The sequence below is a fragment of the Myxacorys sp. genome (assembly GCF_059501405.1).
Window position 1 is genome coordinate 48,258 of record NZ_JCACCM010000196.1, and the last position, 18,812, is coordinate 67,069.

An 18,812-nucleotide genomic window follows, 5' to 3' on the forward strand; every position below is an offset into this window, starting at 1 on the left:
AGCCAAGTAGCTCAATCGAACCGTTTAAATCGATAGATAAAGGTTTACCTCTGTCCATCGCCAGTCCCACTAGGGACAGAGGCTAAATAGGCATCACTCAAGGGATTCTCTTACAGAGTGGAGCACGTCCTGAGTTTATGAACGTAAAAGGGACATCGATCAGTATATTTTTACCTAACTTGGATGGTGGCGGAGCAGAACGCGCCATGCTTCATCTTGCCCAAGGATTTGCTGAGCGAGGAATAAAGACAGATCTGGTTTTGGCAGAAGCTGAGGGAGATTACTTAGAACTTGTTCCTTCTAGTGTCCGAGTTATTGATCTCAAGTCCACGTTTCCCGTTGTTGTCTGGAAGACCGTTGCACTGAGCCGTTACCTGCAGCATGAAAACCCCACCGTTATCTTCTCTGCCCTTGACATCATTAGTTCCGCGCTTTGGGCTAAAAAATGGGCTAGGCAGGTAACAGTGCCAACGAAAGTTGTGATGTGTGTGCAGACCTACCTATCTGGGCAGTTCCAGCATGATCAGCACTACGTAGCGGCTTACATTCGCACTTGTTTAGTGCGATGGCTTTATCCAAAATCTGATGCACTAGTGGCAGCGTCTTGGGGAACTGCAAAAGATTTAGCCCACCTCACTGCCTTGCCATTAGATCGTATTCAAGTCATCTACAATCCTGTTGTGACCCCAGATGTGATTCGGAAAAGCCAGGAGCCGTTAGCTCACCCCTGGTTTCTGCCTGGAGAGCCGCCTGTGGTGCTTGGGGTGGGACGATTAGTGGGTCAAAAAGATTTTTTTACGTTGATTCAAGCCTTTCAACGGGTACGGCAGCAGCGACGGGCACGGCTCATCATTTTAGGTGAAGGAGAAGATCGCCCACGGTTAGAGACCCTGATTCGGGAATTGAAGCTTGAACAGGATGTCGCTTTGCTTGGATTTGTAGAAAATCCTTACGTTTACATGGCCAATTCGGCGGTCTTTGTGCTCTCATCCCATTACGAAGGGTTTGGAAATGTCGTTGCCGAAGCGATGGCAGTGGGAACGCCAATTGTGGCAACGGATTGTCCGAGCGGCCCGGCGGAGATATTAGAGAACGGCAAGTATGGCAAATTAGTGCCGATCGCAGATCCAGACTTCATGGCAACCGCGATTCTTGAAACTTTGGCTCATCCGGTTAACTCAGAGGTTCTGAAGGCGCGATCGCTTCTCTTTTCCAGCGATCACGTGGTCACGCAATACGTTGATGTCATTGAACAAATATTGCAAAATAGCTAATGCGAATTCTACACATCCTCAACGATTGTCGGGAACTTGGAAATGGAATCGTGAATGCGGCGGTTGACCTAGCCTGCTTACAGGCACAGGCAGGACTTGAGGTGGCAGTTGCCTGTGGCGGCGGTGAATATGAAGCTTTAATGAAGCCCTATGGAATTCAGTGCTTTTACTTAGACCAGCGCCGAACTCCCATTCAACTTTTTCAAGCAATACTTAGATTTCGTCGCATTGTTCAAACGTTTGCTCCCGATATTATCCACGCTCATATGATGACGGGAGCGGTTTTAGCCCGCTTTCTTCGTCAACGGAAAAGCGAATACACTTTAATATCGACGGTTCACAACGAGCATCAATCGACCTCCATTCTCATGGGGTTGGCCGATCGCGTGATTGCAGTGAGTCAATCGGTTGCTCACTCCATGCACGAGCGAGGAGTGCCAATTCACAAAATCAGTGTAGTATCAAATGGCACAATCGGAAGCCCCCGACGACGCCCCCTGGCTGAAACGGAACCAATCCGTCTAAAGCGCCCTGCCATCACGACTGTAGCGGGTCTGTTCTACCGTAAAGGAATTGCTCAGTTAATTGAAGCCTTTGTGCAGATAGCTGACGCCAATCCAACCGTCCATTTATATTTAGTAGGAAATGGTTCGGATCGGCTAGCGTTTGAGCAGCAAGCTCTAAACAGTGCCTTTGCAGACCGAATTCATTTTGAAGGCTTTCAACCAGAGCCTCAGCGCTATTTGCTCTCAACAGACATTTTTGTGCTGGCATCTAGTCGAGAGCCGTTTGGGTTGGTCTTATCTGAAGCGCGAGAAGCCGGATGTGCCATCATCGCGTCAGAGGTAGACGGAATTCCTGAAGTGCTTGAAGGCGGCAAGGCTGGTATTTTAGTGCCACCGGGCGATGTTTCTGCTCTCTCTAGGGCACTTTCTTACCTGTTGCAGAGTCCAACTCAATTAGAGCATTGGCAGCAGCGCGCTCAAGACCACTTAGAATGGCTCAGTGTCGATCGGGTGCATCAGGAGACGTTAGCGGTTTACCAGGATGCGATTCTACCAGGGTTCGCGTCAGCACATCAAAGACTTGACTCGGACTGTATGCGCTTAGGAAAAGAGTGAATTACAACATGATTGAACCATCAGCAGTTAGAAAGGTTAACTCAAAGGTTTTGACAGCAAAATTTTCAACATCGTGGATGATCGCGATCCTGGGATTAACCGGGGTTGCCGCTCCTGCGATCGCGCAGACGACTACCCCTGGAGGAAGAGCCTTACCACCTAACAGTACGCCAGTATTGCCTAGTCCCGCCCCAATTTCGGCTCCAGCGAGTGCTCCAGTCGTAGATCAAAGCTATTTACTAGGGGCCGGAGACAAGGTAAAACTTGATGTTTTTGGCGTGCCTGAGTATAGCGGTGAGTACCAGGTCTTAGCCGATGGTTCGCTGAACCTGCCCTTAGCTGGAACAGTTCGAGTGGGCGGCTTGACTTTGCGTCAAGCCTCTGGCGCGATCGAATCCCGCTACAGAGAATGGTTGACGCGCCCAGTGGTGACAGTCAGCTTGATGAGTTCGCGTCCGGTGCAAATTGCGGTTTCAGGAGAAGTGACGCGCCCAGGAGCCTACACGACATCGCTGACCGAAGCAGGAACGCCGACGCTCACAAAAATGCTGCAACTAGCTGGAGGTCTTACCCAGAGCGCTGATCTTCAGCAGGTTCAGATTCTACGCCGTTTGCCTGGAACAAACGCGGGCACAACGCCGATTCAAGTCAATTTGCAGGCACTGTTAAAGTCGGGAGACTTGAGCCAAGACATTCAGCTGCGCGATGGCGATAGCATTGTTGTCCCGGCAAGCACGGCAACGACTGCTATGGGCAATGATTTTGCTGGAACAACCTTAGAGTCAAATAACAATGAGCCGATTGACATCATTGTGGCTGGAGAGGTGAACCGTCCGGGTCCTCATAGTGTAGTGGGTGAACAGGTTCCAGTGACAGCGGGTCAAACCACGAACGGGCAAACAAATGTTACCGCAAAAGTAAAAGCGCCAACCGTAACGCGAGCCATTCAAATTGCAGGCGGCATTACAGAACGGGCTAATATTCGCGAAATTCAAGTGAAGCGAACGGCTCGTGATGGCACGGAGCGCAGCATTAATGTGAACTTGATGGATTTGCTCAAAGCCGGGGATGCTAAGCAAGACCTCCGATTGCAGCAAGGCGATCGCATCGTCATTCCGACCGCCGTTGCCCTCTCTCCAGAAGATGCAGCAACCGTTGCCACCGCTAGCTTCTCGCCTGACTCCATCACAGTAAATGTGGTGGGTGAAGTGAGCAAGCCCGGTCAAATTCAAGTACCACCCAATACGCCAATGAACCAAGCAATTCTAGCGGCAGGTGGTTTTATTACCAGTTCTCGGACAAAGCAGGTTGACTTCTTGCGGCTTCAGCCCAATGGAACAGTTGACCGGCGTCAGCTAGCGGTGGACTTTAAGCAAGGCATCAATTCGGCCAATAATCCAGCGTTGCGGAACAACGATACGATCGTAGTCGGCAAAAATGGATTGGCTAGGATTGGTTCTGTATTAGGAACCATTCTGAATCCTTTGGGAAGTGCATTTGGCATTCTCAATATTTTCCGGTAGAGCCTAACCTCTTAAATAGACTTAAATAGAAGTAGGGGGCGCTTGACGTCCCCTTTTTTTAGTGATCGTTTTGAGGAGAGTATGATTCAATTTGCTAATCTTTGGGTTAACGAGGTTAAATCAGTCTTTACTTAGACCCAATAGGCAGGAGTTCCGTTTAGACTAGATCAAACGCGCGATGGCTACTTCACTAGGGAACATGGTGAGTGAGTGATCACACTTCTTGTAAACTTCGGGCTAGTCGGGTGGTGAAGTAGATGGGAGAACTAGAACGCTGTTATCAAGTATTGGGACTCGAACTTGGTGCGCCTTGGGAAGAGGTTAATCAGGCGTACAAAGATCTAGTGTTCATTTGGCATCCCGATCGTGTGCCGAAAGATAATCCCCGCCTCGTGCAAAAAGCGGAAGCGAAAATCAAGGAACTCAATCATGCGCGTGATGTGTTGCGAAAGCATGAGCGCAACCCGAAACCTCAAGCGCAGACCACGCGATCGCACGAACCGTCAAGAAGCGAATCGAGACAAACTTATTATCATTCTTACTATCACCGTCCGTCGTCTAACGGGCAGTCTACTCATTCGTCCCAAAACGGTCACTCGTCCAACGGGCACTCCTCGCAGAACGGGTATTCTACTCATTCGTCTCAAAACGGTCACTCGTCCAATGGGCACTCCTCGCAGAATGGTCAGAAGGGCAGCGGGCACGCCACCCAGTCCTCTCAAAATTATCAAAACTACTACTCACAGTCACAGTATCGATCGGAGTATCACAAACCCCCGCAAGCTCAGCCGTCCCCACCTCAACCATCGAACTCTTCATCTCAGCAGTCCAGCACCTCCTCTTCATCTCAGCAGTCCAGCACCTCTCAACAGTCAAACTACTATCGGCAGTCGCACTATCGGGCGGAGTATCATCAACCGCCAAAAACGCCGCCTCGTTCTCAAGAGCGTGACCTCACCGGAACCGATCTCAGTGGTCGCGATCTGAAAGAGAAAGACTTGTCGGGCTATAACCTGAGCCGTGCCAACTTAAGCAATGCAAACCTGAGCGATGCTTTCATGCATAAAGTGAATTTAGAAGGAGCAAAGATGCAAGGAGCAAATTTGTTCCGGGCGAATTTGCTAGGGGCAAACCTGTGTGGGGCAGACTTGCAAGATGCCAACCTAATTGGTGCAGATTTGAGCGGCGCAGATTTGAGCGGCGCGAATCTGCGCGGGGCAAAAGTGGGATTTGACGATCGCGTGATGGTGAAGATGACGGGGGCGAAGCTTTCAGGGGCAGTGATGCCCAACGGAAAAGTACACGAAGCGTAAATAGCATTCGCGACGTTAAATGCGCTACTGAGAAACCATGCTGTCTCTAGGAATGGCATAAGGATCTTTGCTGTGCCCCAAGGCGAACTTAACCGATTCAGAAATACTCTTGCTCGAAAGCGTTACAAACACCAGCAGTGCAGCAAATGCAACACAAGCTGAAACGCCGTACAGTCCCCGATAACCGAGTGATTTTGCAACCGATCCTAAAAGCGGGCCTGCGATCGCAATGCCCAAATCAAATCCACCAATAAACAAGCCGAAGATGCGTCCGCGTTCGTGCGGCTGACACCGATCAGCAACCAAAGCAATCATGATGGGCAAGTAGGTTCCGCCGCCAATTCCTTCTAGCAGCCCCGCCACGAGAAACCATTCAGCCGTGCGAGCTTGCCACAGCACGAGCATTGACAAACCGTAGCAGAGCAATCCAATTGTGATAAAGCGTCCGCGTCCGTGGCGATCGCTGGCTTTTCCAGCGACAAATCGTGTTCCAAAACTCGTAATTGCTGCCGCCGTGTAAAACAATCCAGCATTCAAATTTACGTTTGCTTCGGCAATGTAGAGCGGTACAAACGTTGCGATCGCGCCAAAGACAATCCCGACTAGTAACATTGTGATCGTCGGAATCCGAATGCGATCGCTGAGCAGTAATCGCCAAAATACATTTTCTCTAGACTGCTCTGCTTCAGGCTGGGGATGCAAAGCAGGAGGCTTGACCTGGTATGCACAGAGAAAGCTCACTGCGCCGAGGCCCGATGCGAGGAAGAAGACCGGAGCAAATCCTTGCCACGCCTCTAGAAATCCGCCGATTGCCGGACCGATCGCCATTCCGATTGGGTTAACTAAGCTCATGTAACCAATCAATTCACCGCGTTTTTGAGGTGGAGAAAGATCGACCACGAGAGAACTGTAGGCGGTTGTAAAGGCGGCAATGCTGACTCCATGAAACATCCGCACGAGAATGAGCACCGGAATTGATTGCGTCAGCAGGTGACAGACGGGCGCGATCGCAGCCACACTAATTCCAATTAGCAGTACCCCTTTGCGTCCACGAGTATCTGCCATGCGTCCAAGAACAGGACGAACGATTAGCAGCCCTACCGCAAAGGATCCCATAACAACCCCCAGCAAATCATCTGCTGCCCCAATGGATTTAATGTAAGGCGGCAACGTCGGCAGTAGACTTGCCAGACTTGACCAAAATAACAGTCCCGCAACAAAGAGAACCCTCAAGCTCCGCCGGGTTTGAGGGTTCAGTGCGGCAAATGTGTTCAATGCCCTATTCCTGTTGAAAGTGTGTCCGAGAGGAGTCTAGGATAACAAATCATTCACGTCCGTAGCATCGAGATTCGCAGATTTATGAATGACCTGCCAGCATTGCCGGCATTAATACCCCTTCAATTTCATGAATCACGCCGTTGTCGGCGAGTATGTCTGTCTTGAGAACACGAACATCATTGACAGTAATACCGTTTGAATGATCAACCGCAATTACCGAGCCTTCTGCAGTTGGCGCTTCGTCAATTTCGGCGAGATCCTGCGATCGCACATCGCCAAAGACAACGTGATACATCAGCACTTTCTTCAACTTGGTTACATCTTCTAACAGTCCGTCTAGCGTCCCTTCAGGCAGTTTGGTAAATGCATCATTGGTCGGTATGAGTAGAGTTAGAGAGCCTTCTGCATTTAGAGTAGACGCAAGATCACACTTTTTCACCGCTTCTAAAAAGGTGCTGAATGACCCTGCCTGTGCTGCTGTTTCTAAAAGATTTGCCATGATGTACTTTATCCCAAGCCTTTCTCGTTCTGTATTAAGAAATAGGCGCTAAGGGATGGCAATAACATCATGCCAAGGGAGGAATATACTACCATCACCAACTTGTACCAGTACAGCGCGTTTGATTTATATAGGTTTTTCGTGAAATCCCAATTTATCTACTGAATCTCTCCCGTATTCTGTTTATCATCTCTGTAGCGCTACCAGCTACGTACACAGTAGATCCAAGATAGGTCTACCTAAGATACACCCTATCCATTGCGGATCTAAAAGCTTTCAATTACCGTCTTTCAGGGTATCAAACGTCGTCAGAATTCAGCGTCAGCAAACCCTCGAAGTAGGAACTCAACCCTAGTCAAGGTTGTGAGCAAACTGCATGAAATTAAATTTTAGAATTCGTCAGTCGCGGCTGTTAGTCACTGCGCCGTTTGCTGCGATCGCGATCGCAGCCTCCCCTACCAACGCCGCTAGTTTGGCATTCTCCAGAGCACAAACTATTCTTGCGGGTCAGCTTTCTTCCCCAACTTCAACAGAACCATTTGCAGCCGAAGCTAACGTAAATAGTATTGCCGTTGGTAACGGAACTGACTTTCAGAACTTGGCTCGATCGGCGGCAAGCACAGAAAACCTCTTTCTCTCGGCAAGTCAAACCGTTCCTATCCGCTTTGGTTTCGCCTTCTTCGGCCTATTAGCTCTAGAAACCGCGATCGACAATCCGAGCTTAGAACTTGCAAGGGCAACGGGTGCTATTTCGCTGGCATTGTATGACGTTACAGACGGACTAGAAACCCTTCTAGATTCACTCAATATTACAGTGTTAGGCAACCTAGACACGCCAGGAAGCGTCGATCGTCTCAAGATCAGATCGACGGGAAATAATCTCACCTTATTGCCTAACCTCACGGATACCGGGATCGGAGGGCGACAGGAATTTGCTGTAGCAGAAGTTGGGGGAATGTACTCTCGCACATTTGACTGCCCAACCTCTCTTAGGTTAGTACAGCGCGTGGAGACGAAAGCCTGTGTTCAAGCTCCGCAAGGGCTTGGTTCCTGTGGCCGTGCGGTTCCCGAACCTTCTAGCACATTAGCTTTCGTGCTGTTTGTTGCAACGACAGGAGGCATGGTGTGGCTGCGTCTCGTAAGTCAAGGTCTGTGGTGCTTCCTACCACTGAAGGGGTTAAAGGAAAGTGAGCTTAAATCTCCACGTAGCAATACTTCAGACAGTGCAGCAAAGGACAACTTTCTAGAAAACTTGCACTGCCTCCAGGATAATCATGAGGATGTTGTTCAACGTTTAGAAATGCCTGACGATTTGCCGATTTTCTGACGCCTTCGGCAGCGCTAACGCAAAGGCAAATGAAGTACAGGTCTAATACCGTGTCCTTGCATTTGCGATCGAGTTCACCATCTAGCTCCTAAAATGTAAGCGCTCAACGTTGGTAAATAGCTCGATCTGACTCAATTGGCAGTCAATAATTCAACATGGAAGACTTTAAGTTAGGATTTTGGGTATCGCTTCCTTTGCAAAAAAGATTGCTGCAACGTCGCATCAGCTACTTGTTTAACCTTTAATTCTTACTGTTATGTTTCAGCGTCCTCTCATTTGTACTGACTTCACAGATAGTTTGCAGCGTCTAACGCAGTTCATCCCTGACTTAGCGGCCAGTGGCGCAACGCAAATTGTCTTTCTGCATGTCGTTCCCTTGGTTGAGAAATCAGGAGTTCCCCGCCCCGACACTGAGAAGATGAATCGCGCTGAAGAGAAATTAGCGGTTGCATTAGAACATGTACCTGCGGGAGTCGAAGTAAAAGTCGAAGTAAAAGCGGGACGAGCGGTTGATGCAATGCTTCAAGCCGCAAAAACCCATCGAGCCGATGTACTAATTCTGGGCACACAAAACCGCAATCTACTGACCGAGAAACTGTTTGGAAGTACCACTATTGACCTTGCCAAACAACTCACGCTTCCCCTGTTTACCCTGCGTCCTCAGCTAATCTCGACCTACACCTCAGAAGAACTCAGTCTGCGATGTCAGCATTTGTTTCGTGATTTGTTGTTGCCGTATGACGACAGTGAAGCGTCAAAATTTACCGTTGAGCAAGTGAAGCGACTAGCGCAGGCTAACCGTAATCATGGGGTAAGAAACTGCGTTCTGTGTCGAGTGATTGAGGAAGGCGGTCGGTTGAGATGGTCGGCTCAGGAAGAACAAGAATTTGTCGCTCAGAAGTTGGAGCCGATCCGAAACGACTTCCAAGGGTTGGGAATCAACATAAAAATTGAAGTTCGGCATGGCAATCCGATTACGGAGTTGCTAACGGCAGCGCAAGAGTTTGACATTAGCGCGATCGCGCTCTCGTCCAATAACGTCAACCCCTTATTAGAATGGTCGTCTCCAAGCTTTGCGAATGAATGCGTCCGTCGAAGTATGCACCCTGTTCTCTATTTCCCGTTCAGAAAGTAACCTCATGAGACAGTCAAAGCGGTGAGGGCAGTTCTGATTAAGTCGTAGTAAGGTTGCTGAGAAACATCGACAGTTTGAGAGGGATGATTGATTTTGCCGAGTGTACCAATCTTTTGTCCCTTCTGGATAGCTAGAACGTCGCCTCTATCATTGCGAATTTTCAGTTCTTTAACGCCGCTTTGTTCTTCTATTGTGCAGCTATACGATCGCTGGTTAAACAAAAACTCGACTCCAGCCGCGCTGGGCTGATGTGGCAATCTAACTCCAACCACTTCAAGTTGAATCGAAACGTCGCCGTTCCATTCATTCGTGCGAAGCCGATAGGCGATGTCCAAGAATTTCGGTAACGGATAGTATTCTCCCCACCGCCATGCGATCGCGGCAATTTTTCTAGCGGCAATCGAATCATGACTCACCATAAATTTGAGATGCCCTTTGCCAACCAGCTTTTGATCACTGATCCGGACGTTGGGCGTCCAAAACACAGGATCGGGATTCTCCATGCCGCAGGGGTGGAGCGCGTCGAGTTGGGCGTAGAGATGAAAGTCGAGTTGCTCTAGATTCGCTTGGGCATCAATAGTGACTAACGGCTTGAGATGTTCGGGTTTGAGGCACTGTTGAGCGAATTGTCGGAGGCGCGATCGCACCTCTTCCAGCCGCGTGCCCTCAAAGGAAAATCCGCCTGCGGCTTTGTGTCCTCCATGCTTGAGGAGGCAATCTTTCGTAAACTCTAGTGCGTCAAACACATTGAACTCTGGAATACTTCGCGCTGACCCACGAATGTGTTCTCGCTTGTCATCTTCATATGTTCCAATGAACACCGGAACGCCATATCGTTCGACTAACCGAGATGCGACAATTCCGATCACGCCATGATGCCATTCTGGTTGCACTAAGAGCAACACATGTTCTTCTTTCGCGTTGACCGATCCATTCTCATAAGCACTAATGGCTTCTTTTTCAATGGTTTCGCAGAGTTGCTGCCGATGTTTATTAATCTGTTCACACTGCATGGCTCGCTCTAATGCAATGCCATCATCGTTAGTGGTTAATAGTTCAATCACAATCTGTGGATCTGCCAAGCGACCCACGGCATTAATTCGAGGCCCCAAGCGAAAGCCGATCGCTTCTGGCTTCAGGTTTTTCTCACCGCTCAATCCCGCCACTTGAATCAGCGCTTGAATTCCTTCAATCTTAGATTTCGGCAGGAGTTGTAAGCCTCTCCGCACCCACCGACGATTCACCCCCGTTAGCGGCGCAAGATCAGCGATCGTTCCCAAAGTAAACAACTCTAGCAGCGTATTTTGCAAGTCACGCTGCCCAAAACTCTGAGCTAGACAAACCGCTAAAACATAGGCCACTCCGACGCCTGCCATGCTGCGATAGGGAGATGTTTCAGCAATCAATTTAGGATTGAGAATGGCATTCGCGTTTGGTAGCTGTGGCGGTAAATCGTGGTGATCCGTAATGATCACTGTTAATCCCAACTCACGAGCACGTTCGATCGGTTTATGCGCGGCAATTCCGTTATCGACGGTGAGAATCAGTCCGACCCCTTCATCATAAAATTCTTCGATAATCCGCTCATTGATGCCGTACCCTTCGTTCATGCGGCTGGGAATCGCGTAGTCTACTTGTGCGCCAAGGTAGCGCAGTGCCCGCAGCAGAAGGGCTGTACTCGTCATGCCGTCTGCGTCGTAGTCACCGCAAATCGCGATCGCTTGACGCTCATTAATCGCATTGATCAGCAGTTCTAGACTCAGCGCCAGATCGGAAAAGTCTTCTAGTGGGGAAGGCAGTGCTTCAGAATCGGGATCGAGGAACGTCGCAATGGCTTTTGGCGTGTCGAGCCCACGATTGAGTAGAACTTGCGCTAAAAGTGGAGAGACTTGCGTTGCTTGAGCTAACGCTAATGCCCGTTCGGTTTGAACCGGAAGCAGGTTCCAGCGCTGGTCGGGAATGCCAGCGCGTTTAGACGCAACGGATCTAGGACTAGGAAGCTCAAGCATCGTAAAATTAGGCGCTAAAGAAGCGAATTTTAGAGGCGATCGTTTGCTCAGATAGAATCAACTGTGATGCAAACGTACTCCAACTAGGGAAGCATTGTACCCTGTCCGCTTCTCTCTAACGATTTAACATTAACGATTTAACATCTCAAAAAACTCATCCTCCAACTCGTAGCCCACCATTTGGGTCATCGCCTTGAGCCGTGATGGGCTTTCGATCCCTAACTCTTTGAGCCAGTACAACAAGACAAACGTTTTGTGCATCACATGAATTTCAAGGGCTTCCGGGTTGTACTGGATGCCGTCTTTGGGATGAAACTGATGAGGCACAAGCATGGCGGTGTAGCGGGCAAATTCTCCAGCCTTCCAGTCCAGCAGAAACGGCAGCCATGGATACAAGGCATCTAAACGAATAAACCAAAGGCGCACCTCTGGCACTTCTGGCAATTCTCGGGGATCGCCGGGTTCTAAGGGATAGTCGATCGCGAACTGGATCTGCTGCTCATATTCAGCCGCGTGAGTTAGGAGCGGCGCGATCGCATCCACGGCGGGTGATAAATCTAAGGCATCAATCTGAGCGGCGTTAATCGAAATGGTAATGGACATAAAACTTGAGCGCTAAGCAAACGCTAACAAAAGAGGCCCGATTCTAACCTTAGCGGATTCCTCTTAGAACTCAAATCTAATTCTGCTAATCGGGTTCGACTGTGCCTTTGTAAATGGGTAACAAAACTGTAAAAACAGATCCTTCTCCTGCCCGACTTCTGACCGAAATCGAGCCGCCGCAATGGATTAGCAATTGCTGAACAACGGTGAGTCCCAATCCTGCCCCGTTCGTTTCAGTCTCGACGGCTTGCCGCACCCGATAGAACCGATCAAAGATTTTTGAAATCTCATTTGCTGGAATTCCAATTCCGGTATCTTTGAACTCTAGTTGGACAAAATCATCCTGCTGCTTGGCTCTGACCCAAACCTGTCCGCCTCTCGGCGTGAACTTAATCCCGTTGCGGAGCAGATGAATCACAATTTGCTTTAACCAGGTGTTGAGACAGGCGATCGCAGGTAAATTTTCAGGCACCGTATACGCTAACCGCACTCCTTTTTCTTCTGCCAATGGTTGGTAGGTGCTGACCACTCCGGGCACAATGTCTATCAACTGCAACGCTTGAATAATCGCTTGATCTGCCATCTGATCGAGACTGACGAGATCGAGCAAGCTACTAATTAGTGCCGTCTGGCGATCGCACTCTTTCACGAGCAAATCCATGTAGCGCTGACGTTGCGGCGGCTTTAATGTAGGAGAATTGAGCAACGTGATCGCTGTTTTCATCGTCGTGAGCGGCGTTCGGAGTTCTTGCCCCACCGTATGCACAAACTCATCTTTTAACCGAATGGCGCTGACTAATTCCTCATTTTGAAGCTGTAAGAGATTGGCGAGTTCGGCTTGACGACGGTAGCTGGTGCCTCTCTGCCACAGGTCTTCTTGGCGCTGGACTTGCCGGATGAGGAACTGCTCAATCATTGGAGAACTGACTTGAGCGGGCTGAATTTTTGCGATCGCGGCTTCCCAGCTTTTGTTCAACGGGGACGAGATGGCTTCCATAGACCTGTGCAATGCGCCCACTGCTCGCCGAGTCGTTGCCTGATCCAGCACCAGAAAGGTCATTAATGAGGGTCGCTTTTCGGTCGTTTCTTCGTCTGGAATAAAGGTGGTTTGAAGCTCATCTTTGGATGTCGCCCCATTTTTTGAACGATGGGCAACCAAGACTCCGCAAAATTGCGTTGACCAAATGATCAAAAAATATTCTCGTCGAAGCGGGCTATCAGCGGCAAGCTGAACCGATACCGCTGTTGAGTCAGGTTTTGAGTGAAGCTTACACTCAGGCGACTCCTGAGTACTGTCCACCGACTCAGACATGGGCTTATGGGTTGTGGGTAACGCCTCTTCTGGAACGTCATCCCGTTGATTTTTAAATAGGTAGGTTCCCTGAGCAACATCGCCGAGTTTCATATATCGCTCAAGTTCTGCTTGCCACGCTTCCCCACGCGGTAGTTTCGCCCAGATCAATGCTGGGAGTTGCTGCTCAACCAGCACATCTAATAAACTGTTCATCAGCGATTTGAACGTGATCGGACTCATTTGCAAAGCCGATGGTGAAGCGGCTGAGTCAGCGACAAGGGTGTAAAGGGAAGTCTCGACTACTAAGGAACTCATACCTTAAGGGCTACAGTGAAGAATTCGATGAAACCAGTAATACAGGTTCAAACTAAGGGGCAGTTGCTTCAGAAGGTGCGCCTTTGTATAAAAGAACGTGTTGTAAGGAAATTACCAAGTTTTTAACAGTTTGACACCAGAATTTCTACTGGAATCTGTTTGAATTGGAGTTTGAGGCAATTTATGTCTCGAAACCTTAATATTTTGTGACGGTTAGTGCTTAATTGTACATAGATTTTGCTAACCGTTACTTAGAAATTAAAACTGTCGTTCTACCAATCGTATAGGTGGCATAGTCTTAGCCTCACTTCAAAACAGTTATGAGAAGTTAGAGGTGATTTCCGTAATCTTGCGGTTTCGCTTCATTAAGCTCCTCAGTACTTAGGGAGTAAGTTTTTATGTCCTCCGAAAAATTTCGACATGAGCTTCGTCAAGAAGCGCAACAGTGGCAAACGGACGGGTTAATCAACAGTACGCAATTTCAGCAGTTGCGCGATCGCTATCAGTTTGATCAACTCGATACGCAAGCTAAAAACCGTTTCACCCTCATTCTGCTTGGACTGGGATGTGTGCTTATTGGTCTAGGTGTAATTACGTTTGTCGCGGCAAACTGGCAAGACATTCCTCGTCTAGCTAGAGTAGCGCTTCTGTTTAGCGTGTTTATCGGGGTCAATTTCGCCGGGTTTGCGCTTTGGAGACAACCAGGCGATGTATGGCAGTCTCGTTTGGGTCAGGCCCTGTTGCTGCTAGGGTCGCTGAGCTTAGGAGCGAACATAGCGCTGATGGCGCAAATGTTTCATATTGGCGGCTCTCCCTACGGGTTATTCCTGACGTGGGGAATCGGCGTCCTTATGATGGCATATGGTTTGCGGCTGACCTCTTTAGGAATGTTAGCAATTTTGCTGATTGGCATTGGCTACTGGTATAGCTGGACGGGCTATTTGCAGAGCGGATTGTGGAGAGGTGAAGATAGCTCACTGTTGAGCCTGATGGTTCAGCAGATGCCGCTCGTGGTCAGCGTGCTGTTTCTGCCTTTGGCTTACTGGTGTCGCTCAAAGGTGTTATTCACGTTGAGCGCGATCGCACTCGTCTCGGCTTTAATGAGCACTCCCTTTAATCTCTCAACTCGATCAGGACTTTTCTCGGCTGTCATCGCGGTGCTTCCTGCCGCTCTGCTGTGGAGCTACGACGATACGCTGTGGGACTCGATTCGGCGGCGTTCCCTCTCCTCAGTATCCCTAGCTCAGCTGTTTCAACCTATTGCTCGTCGATGTGCTGTAGTTTATTTGGGTGGCGCTTTTTTCTGGCTGTCATTTGGTTGGCTTTGGAAGGATTCCGGTTGGGATACTTTGCTGGGAACGAATAGCGAATGGCGATCGCTACCCAGTGTTGTGATTCTGGCAGGGATTGCGATCGCGCAATGGCTCTATCTACTAAGATTTGCCAGAACTCGTTCCGGTCGATTCTATTTCAGTCCCAGCACCAGCACCATTCTTCTCTTCATCGCACTGACGGCTTTAATCATTTTTTGGGACATTCAGCTTCAGCCGCTTCCGGTCGTTGCGCCGTTTGTCTTTAATGCGTTACTAGCCGTGCTTGCGATCGGGGTTGTCCGAACCAGCATCGGAATTGCAGATAGACCCGCCTTTTGGTTTGGCATAGTTCTCCTCATTCTGCAAATCTTCAGTCGGTTGTTGGAATATGATACTGGCTTGCTGCTCAAAGCCTTGGTGTTTGTTCTGTGTGGTGTTGGGGTAATCTTGGCAGGTCTCTGGTTCGAGCGATATGTCCGGACTCTAACGACCTTATCTACCAATACCGAAGACTAAACCGCCAGTGACCAATTTCCTCCAGTTCTCTATTTCCCTCCAGTTTCCTATCGAGCAATTCTTGTTCATCCCTCATCCCTAACGTTCTATGTCTCTCCAACCGCTTCGCTCTTGGCGATTTTGGATTCCGCTACTGGTGCAGACGGCTCTCATTACGGCCATTCCAGCTCAAGCCGTCTACACTCACCTCACCGGAAAAACGGTCGTCTTGCAAACTGTCCCTGTTGATCCCTACGACCTGCTACGAGGCTACTCGCAGACCCTAGGCTATGACATCTCTACTCTAGACACGTTGAGAAAGCTGCCCGGCTGGAAAACGCTTCCCCTAGAAGCGAGGAATTCGTTGAAGGAAAACACAGTCCTCTATGTGATATTGCAACTGCCTGAACAGAAACCAGGGCGTCCGATCGCTTGGAAGCCTGTAGGAGTAAGCCCAGATCGCCCAGCCTCTCTACCCTCTAATCAAGTGGCGCTGAAAGGACGAGTGCAATACGGGCAAGTCGATTATGGACTCAGCACTTATTATTTGCCTGAAACTCGGCGCGATGAAGTGAATAAAGCCATTCAAGAGAGCCAGCGCAAACAATCAGCAGTCGTTGAAATCAAAGTAGATGCTCAGGGCAATGCGGTTCCGCTTCGGCTTTGGCTGAGCGATCGCTCGTATGAGTTTTAGGGTAGAGGCACGATTGCCCAGTGCCAATATCTAGGGGCAAGCGGTCGCATCTGACGATCTCCAAAAAGAAGAGGGTAAAGATAATCTTTACCCTCTTTTTTAATTTTTACTTACTGCGCTTATGAGACCACGTAACTCCGACTGCTGCGCCCATCCCGGCTAATAATCCTGTTGCCATGCCTTCAAAGGTCTTGGACACGGGATTTTGAACGAGACACTGATTCGTGACAACTTTTTGCTGTAAACACTGATTACTTTCTGCCCAACTGGACGTTCCGCCTAACACAACGCCTGCACTACTGCACAAGACCACCATTAACAAAAACGGGCGGTGACTTTTTTTCCTCATAAAGCGATAATAGATTGAGACAGCATTGATTGAGTACACCTTAATCTACCCGCATCCCGGACTTCTGATTACGCTCTGCGTAAACTTTTTGTGTGAGTTCTTTCTCTTTTGTGAAGAGAAAACACGGAGAGCGGTTTAAGCTTAAAATTTCGTTGCGGCTGATACATTCCTCACATCTGATTAGAATTAGATAGAGCTTAATAATTGGAAATATTTTAAGTTCTAGACGTTTGTTGAGGAAGAGGCTATGGACGCAGAGATGATCAAAGAACGGATTCGATTGATTGAAGGCAAGCGAGAGTCATTGCTTCGTCTGTTGGAGCAACCCGATTTAGGAACATTACGCATTGATGTCAATCAAGCGCTAGAAGAAATGGATGATTTGATTGACGAATTTAGACGGACATTTCCTGAAGCAATCTAAGCTGAAGCAATTTAAGGAATAACGGGTAGTCGGCTGTCTGTGATGATTCATCGACACAAGCTACTCGTTTTCTTCTGTAGCTTTGAGTTGCCCGTAAACAAGCGCGATCGCAGCGATCAGTAAAAGGGTTGCTGCGGCTGCCGCGTACCCAAAGTCAAACTGAGCAAAGGCTTGCTCGTAGATGTAGTACACCATCAAATTCGTTGAATTAAGCGGCCCGCCGCCTGTAATCACGTAAACTTGCTCGAAACTCCGCAGCGTAAAAATTGCGGTTGTGACTGCTGCAAAAATCAGCGTTGGACGCAATTCGGGCAGGGTGATGTACCAAAATTTTTGCCATGCGATCGCGCCGTCGAGTTCGGCGGCCTCGTAGCGGTTGAGAGGAATGGTTTGCAGTCCTGCTAGGAAGACAATCAGGTTGAACCCAAGCTGCTTCCAGATGCTGAGCAGAATTAGAACTGGCATGGCCCAAGCCGTATCTTGAAGCCAAGCAATCGGCGCAATCCCGATCGCGCTTAGTCCGGCGTTGACCGGCCCATCCGTTTGAAATAACCACCGAAAGCCTAACCCCACCGCCACGAGAGAGGTGATGGACGGAATAAAATAAGCGGCGCGGAGCAATCCGCGCAGGGCTATTGCGCGATCCAATATCACGGCTAACGCGAGTGGGATCACCAAGCTAGGAATGACGGTTGCGATCGTAAAGTAAACCGTGTTGCCCAGCACTTGCCAAAAGTCGGGACTCAGAAACAGTCGCCAATAGTTTCGTAGTCCGATCCAATGGATGCCTTCGCGGGTAAAACTACCTGTCGTGAAGCTGAGGTAGCAGAGGTACGCGATCGGATACAGCACGAACACGCCTAGTAAAAGGAGTGCAGGCGATAGAAATAGCCAAGCTGCGATCGCGTCGCTGTCTAATAGCTGCGAGAGCCGTCTATCCGATGGAGTCTTAGAATCGGAACCCATGAACCGTATAAAAGATTGAGTTGGATTAGGGTTATTGTAGTTCAGTTCATATCGGGCATCGGTTCTACATGAATTCGTCTGATTTAGCTAATAGCTTATGCTCGCCTGTCCTGTCGTCTATTCCTCAACTCGACCCTCCTGTGAGATTAGGGGTGATGGCGTCATGGAGTGGCAGTAACTTTGAAGCGATCGCTCAAGCGATCTGCGATCGCCGCCTCAACGCTCAAATTCAAGTGGTCATCTACAACAATCCAGAAGCGAAAGTCGTTGAGCGAGCCAAACGATTTGATGTGCCTGCCGTGTTGCTCAATCATCGCGACTTTGAGAGCCGCGAAGCATTGGATCGCGCGATCGTCAAAACACTGAAGCATCACAATATTGAATGGCTCGTGATGGCAGGATGGATGCGGATTGTGACACCCGTGTTGCTCAATGCTTTTCCGAGTCGAGTTCTCAACATTCATCCCAGCTTACTCCCTAGCTTTAAGGGCAACCGGGCGGTGGAACAAGCATTAGCTGCAGGCGTCAAGATTACAGGATGCACCGTTCATCTTGTGGTTCCAGAAGTCGATAGTGGCGAAATTATTATGCAAGCGGCGGTTCCAGTTCTACCTAGCGATACAGCCGAAACGCTACAAAACCGCATTCATATACAGGAACACGTGATTTATCCCTGTGCGATCGCACTCGCCGCCCACAACCGCGAAGGAGAGTCAAAAGACGAGTGATCGAGTTAGAAGAACTAGTCTAAAATGACACTAGTATCGAATTGCGAGCACAACGGCAGCACAGCGGCAATTTACAGAATTACTAACGGCATCTTTCTCTAGGGAGATGTGGCTTCTTGGCCTGCTAAGGCATGATGTATACAGATTGAGAA

The 18,812-nt window shown here is 49.1% G+C and carries 17 protein-coding genes; 10 read left to right on the forward strand and 7 right to left on the reverse strand.

Features of this window, described 5'->3' with window-relative positions:
• Positions 1-137 precede the first annotated feature (137 nt).
• From AC5I6P_RS28545 to AC5I6P_RS28560, 4 genes are all read left to right on the forward strand, one after another.
• Complete coding sequence (locus AC5I6P_RS28545; protein ID WP_495697172.1) at positions 138-1,274, forward strand: glycosyltransferase; 1,137 nt, start codon at positions 138-140, stop codon at positions 1,272-1,274.
• A complete protein-coding gene (locus AC5I6P_RS28550; protein WP_495697173.1) occupies positions 1,274-2,395 on the forward strand; it encodes a glycosyltransferase family 4 protein in 1,122 nt (373 codons plus the stop codon). The genes AC5I6P_RS28545 and AC5I6P_RS28550 overlap by 1 nt, the downstream gene beginning before the upstream one ends.
• 8 nt (positions 2,396-2,403) lie before the next feature.
• A complete protein-coding gene (locus tag AC5I6P_RS28555) occupies positions 2,404-3,918 on the forward strand; it encodes a polysaccharide biosynthesis/export family protein (protein ID WP_495697174.1) in 1,515 nt (504 codons plus the stop codon).
• A 257-nt stretch (positions 3,919-4,175) separates the two neighbouring features.
• Positions 4,176-5,231, forward strand: coding sequence for a pentapeptide repeat-containing protein (locus tag AC5I6P_RS28560; protein WP_495697175.1), 1,056 nt, complete (start codon positions 4,176-4,178; stop codon positions 5,229-5,231).
• Positions 5,232-5,255: 24 nt separating this feature from the next.
• Here AC5I6P_RS28560 and AC5I6P_RS28565 read toward each other — a convergent pair whose 3' ends face one another.
• Both AC5I6P_RS28565 and AC5I6P_RS28570 read right to left on the reverse strand, forming a co-directional pair.
• Entirely contained in the window at positions 5,256-6,506 is a 1,251-nt protein-coding gene (locus AC5I6P_RS28565; RefSeq protein ID WP_495697176.1) for an MFS transporter, read from the reverse strand.
• Between the two features lie 82 nt (positions 6,507-6,588).
• A complete protein-coding gene (locus AC5I6P_RS28570) occupies positions 6,589-7,008 on the reverse strand; it encodes a fasciclin domain-containing protein (protein ID WP_495697177.1) in 420 nt (139 codons plus the stop codon).
• 376 nt (positions 7,009-7,384) lie between these two features.
• On the opposite strand from AC5I6P_RS28570, the gene AC5I6P_RS28575 reads away from it, so the two are divergent.
• Entirely contained in the window at positions 7,385-8,335 is a 951-nt protein-coding gene (locus tag AC5I6P_RS28575) for a hypothetical protein (RefSeq protein WP_495697178.1), read from the forward strand.
• 256 nt (positions 8,336-8,591) lie between these two features.
• On the forward strand, positions 8,592-9,470 hold the full coding sequence (locus AC5I6P_RS28580) for a universal stress protein (RefSeq protein WP_495697179.1): 879 nt from the start codon (positions 8,592-8,594) through the stop codon (positions 9,468-9,470).
• A 2-nt stretch (positions 9,471-9,472) separates the two neighbouring features.
• Here AC5I6P_RS28580 and recJ read toward each other — a convergent pair whose 3' ends face one another.
• From recJ to AC5I6P_RS28595, 3 genes are all read right to left on the reverse strand, one after another.
• A complete protein-coding gene (gene recJ / locus AC5I6P_RS28585; RefSeq protein ID WP_495697180.1) occupies positions 9,473-11,479 on the reverse strand; it encodes a single-stranded-DNA-specific exonuclease RecJ in 2,007 nt (668 codons plus the stop codon).
• A 129-nt stretch (positions 11,480-11,608) separates the two neighbouring features.
• The gene (locus AC5I6P_RS28590; RefSeq protein WP_495697181.1) at positions 11,609-12,082 is read right to left on the reverse strand and encodes a CRR6 family NdhI maturation factor; all 474 of its coding nucleotides are present in this window, start codon (positions 12,080-12,082) and stop codon (positions 11,609-11,611) included.
• Positions 12,083-12,167: 85 nt separating this feature from the next.
• The gene (locus AC5I6P_RS28595; RefSeq protein ID WP_495697182.1) at positions 12,168-13,691 is read right to left on the reverse strand and encodes a DICT sensory domain-containing protein; all 1,524 of its coding nucleotides are present in this window, start codon (positions 13,689-13,691) and stop codon (positions 12,168-12,170) included.
• Positions 13,692-14,089: 398 nt separating this feature from the next.
• On the opposite strand from AC5I6P_RS28595, the gene AC5I6P_RS28600 reads away from it, so the two are divergent.
• Together AC5I6P_RS28600 and AC5I6P_RS28605 are read left to right on the forward strand one after the other, a co-directional pair.
• Entirely contained in the window at positions 14,090-15,520 is a 1,431-nt protein-coding gene (locus tag AC5I6P_RS28600) for a DUF2157 domain-containing protein (RefSeq protein WP_495697183.1), read from the forward strand.
• An 88-nt stretch (positions 15,521-15,608) separates the two neighbouring features.
• On the forward strand, positions 15,609-16,193 hold the full coding sequence (locus tag AC5I6P_RS28605) for a GDYXXLXY domain-containing protein (RefSeq protein ID WP_495697184.1): 585 nt from the start codon (positions 15,609-15,611) through the stop codon (positions 16,191-16,193).
• A gap of 106 nt (positions 16,194-16,299) precedes the next feature.
• Here the strand turns inward: AC5I6P_RS28605 and AC5I6P_RS28610 are convergent, their stop codons facing one another.
• On the reverse strand, positions 16,300-16,542 hold the full coding sequence (locus AC5I6P_RS28610; protein WP_495697185.1) for a hypothetical protein: 243 nt from the start codon (positions 16,540-16,542) through the stop codon (positions 16,300-16,302).
• Between the two features lie 247 nt (positions 16,543-16,789).
• On the opposite strand from AC5I6P_RS28610, the gene AC5I6P_RS28615 reads away from it, so the two are divergent.
• The gene (locus AC5I6P_RS28615) at positions 16,790-16,966 is read left to right on the forward strand and encodes a hypothetical protein (RefSeq protein WP_495697186.1); all 177 of its coding nucleotides are present in this window, start codon (positions 16,790-16,792) and stop codon (positions 16,964-16,966) included.
• A gap of 60 nt (positions 16,967-17,026) precedes the next feature.
• Here the strand turns inward: AC5I6P_RS28615 and AC5I6P_RS28620 are convergent, their stop codons facing one another.
• Positions 17,027-17,932 carry a carbohydrate ABC transporter permease gene (locus AC5I6P_RS28620; protein WP_495697187.1) on the reverse strand — a complete coding sequence of 302 codons (906 nt, stop codon included), beginning with the start codon at positions 17,930-17,932 and terminating at the stop codon, positions 17,027-17,029.
• Positions 17,933-18,000: 68 nt separating this feature from the next.
• On the opposite strand from AC5I6P_RS28620, the gene purN reads away from it, so the two are divergent.
• Complete coding sequence (gene purN, locus AC5I6P_RS28625; protein ID WP_495697188.1) at positions 18,001-18,660, forward strand: phosphoribosylglycinamide formyltransferase; 660 nt, start codon at positions 18,001-18,003, stop codon at positions 18,658-18,660.
• Positions 18,661-18,812 lie beyond the last annotated feature (152 nt).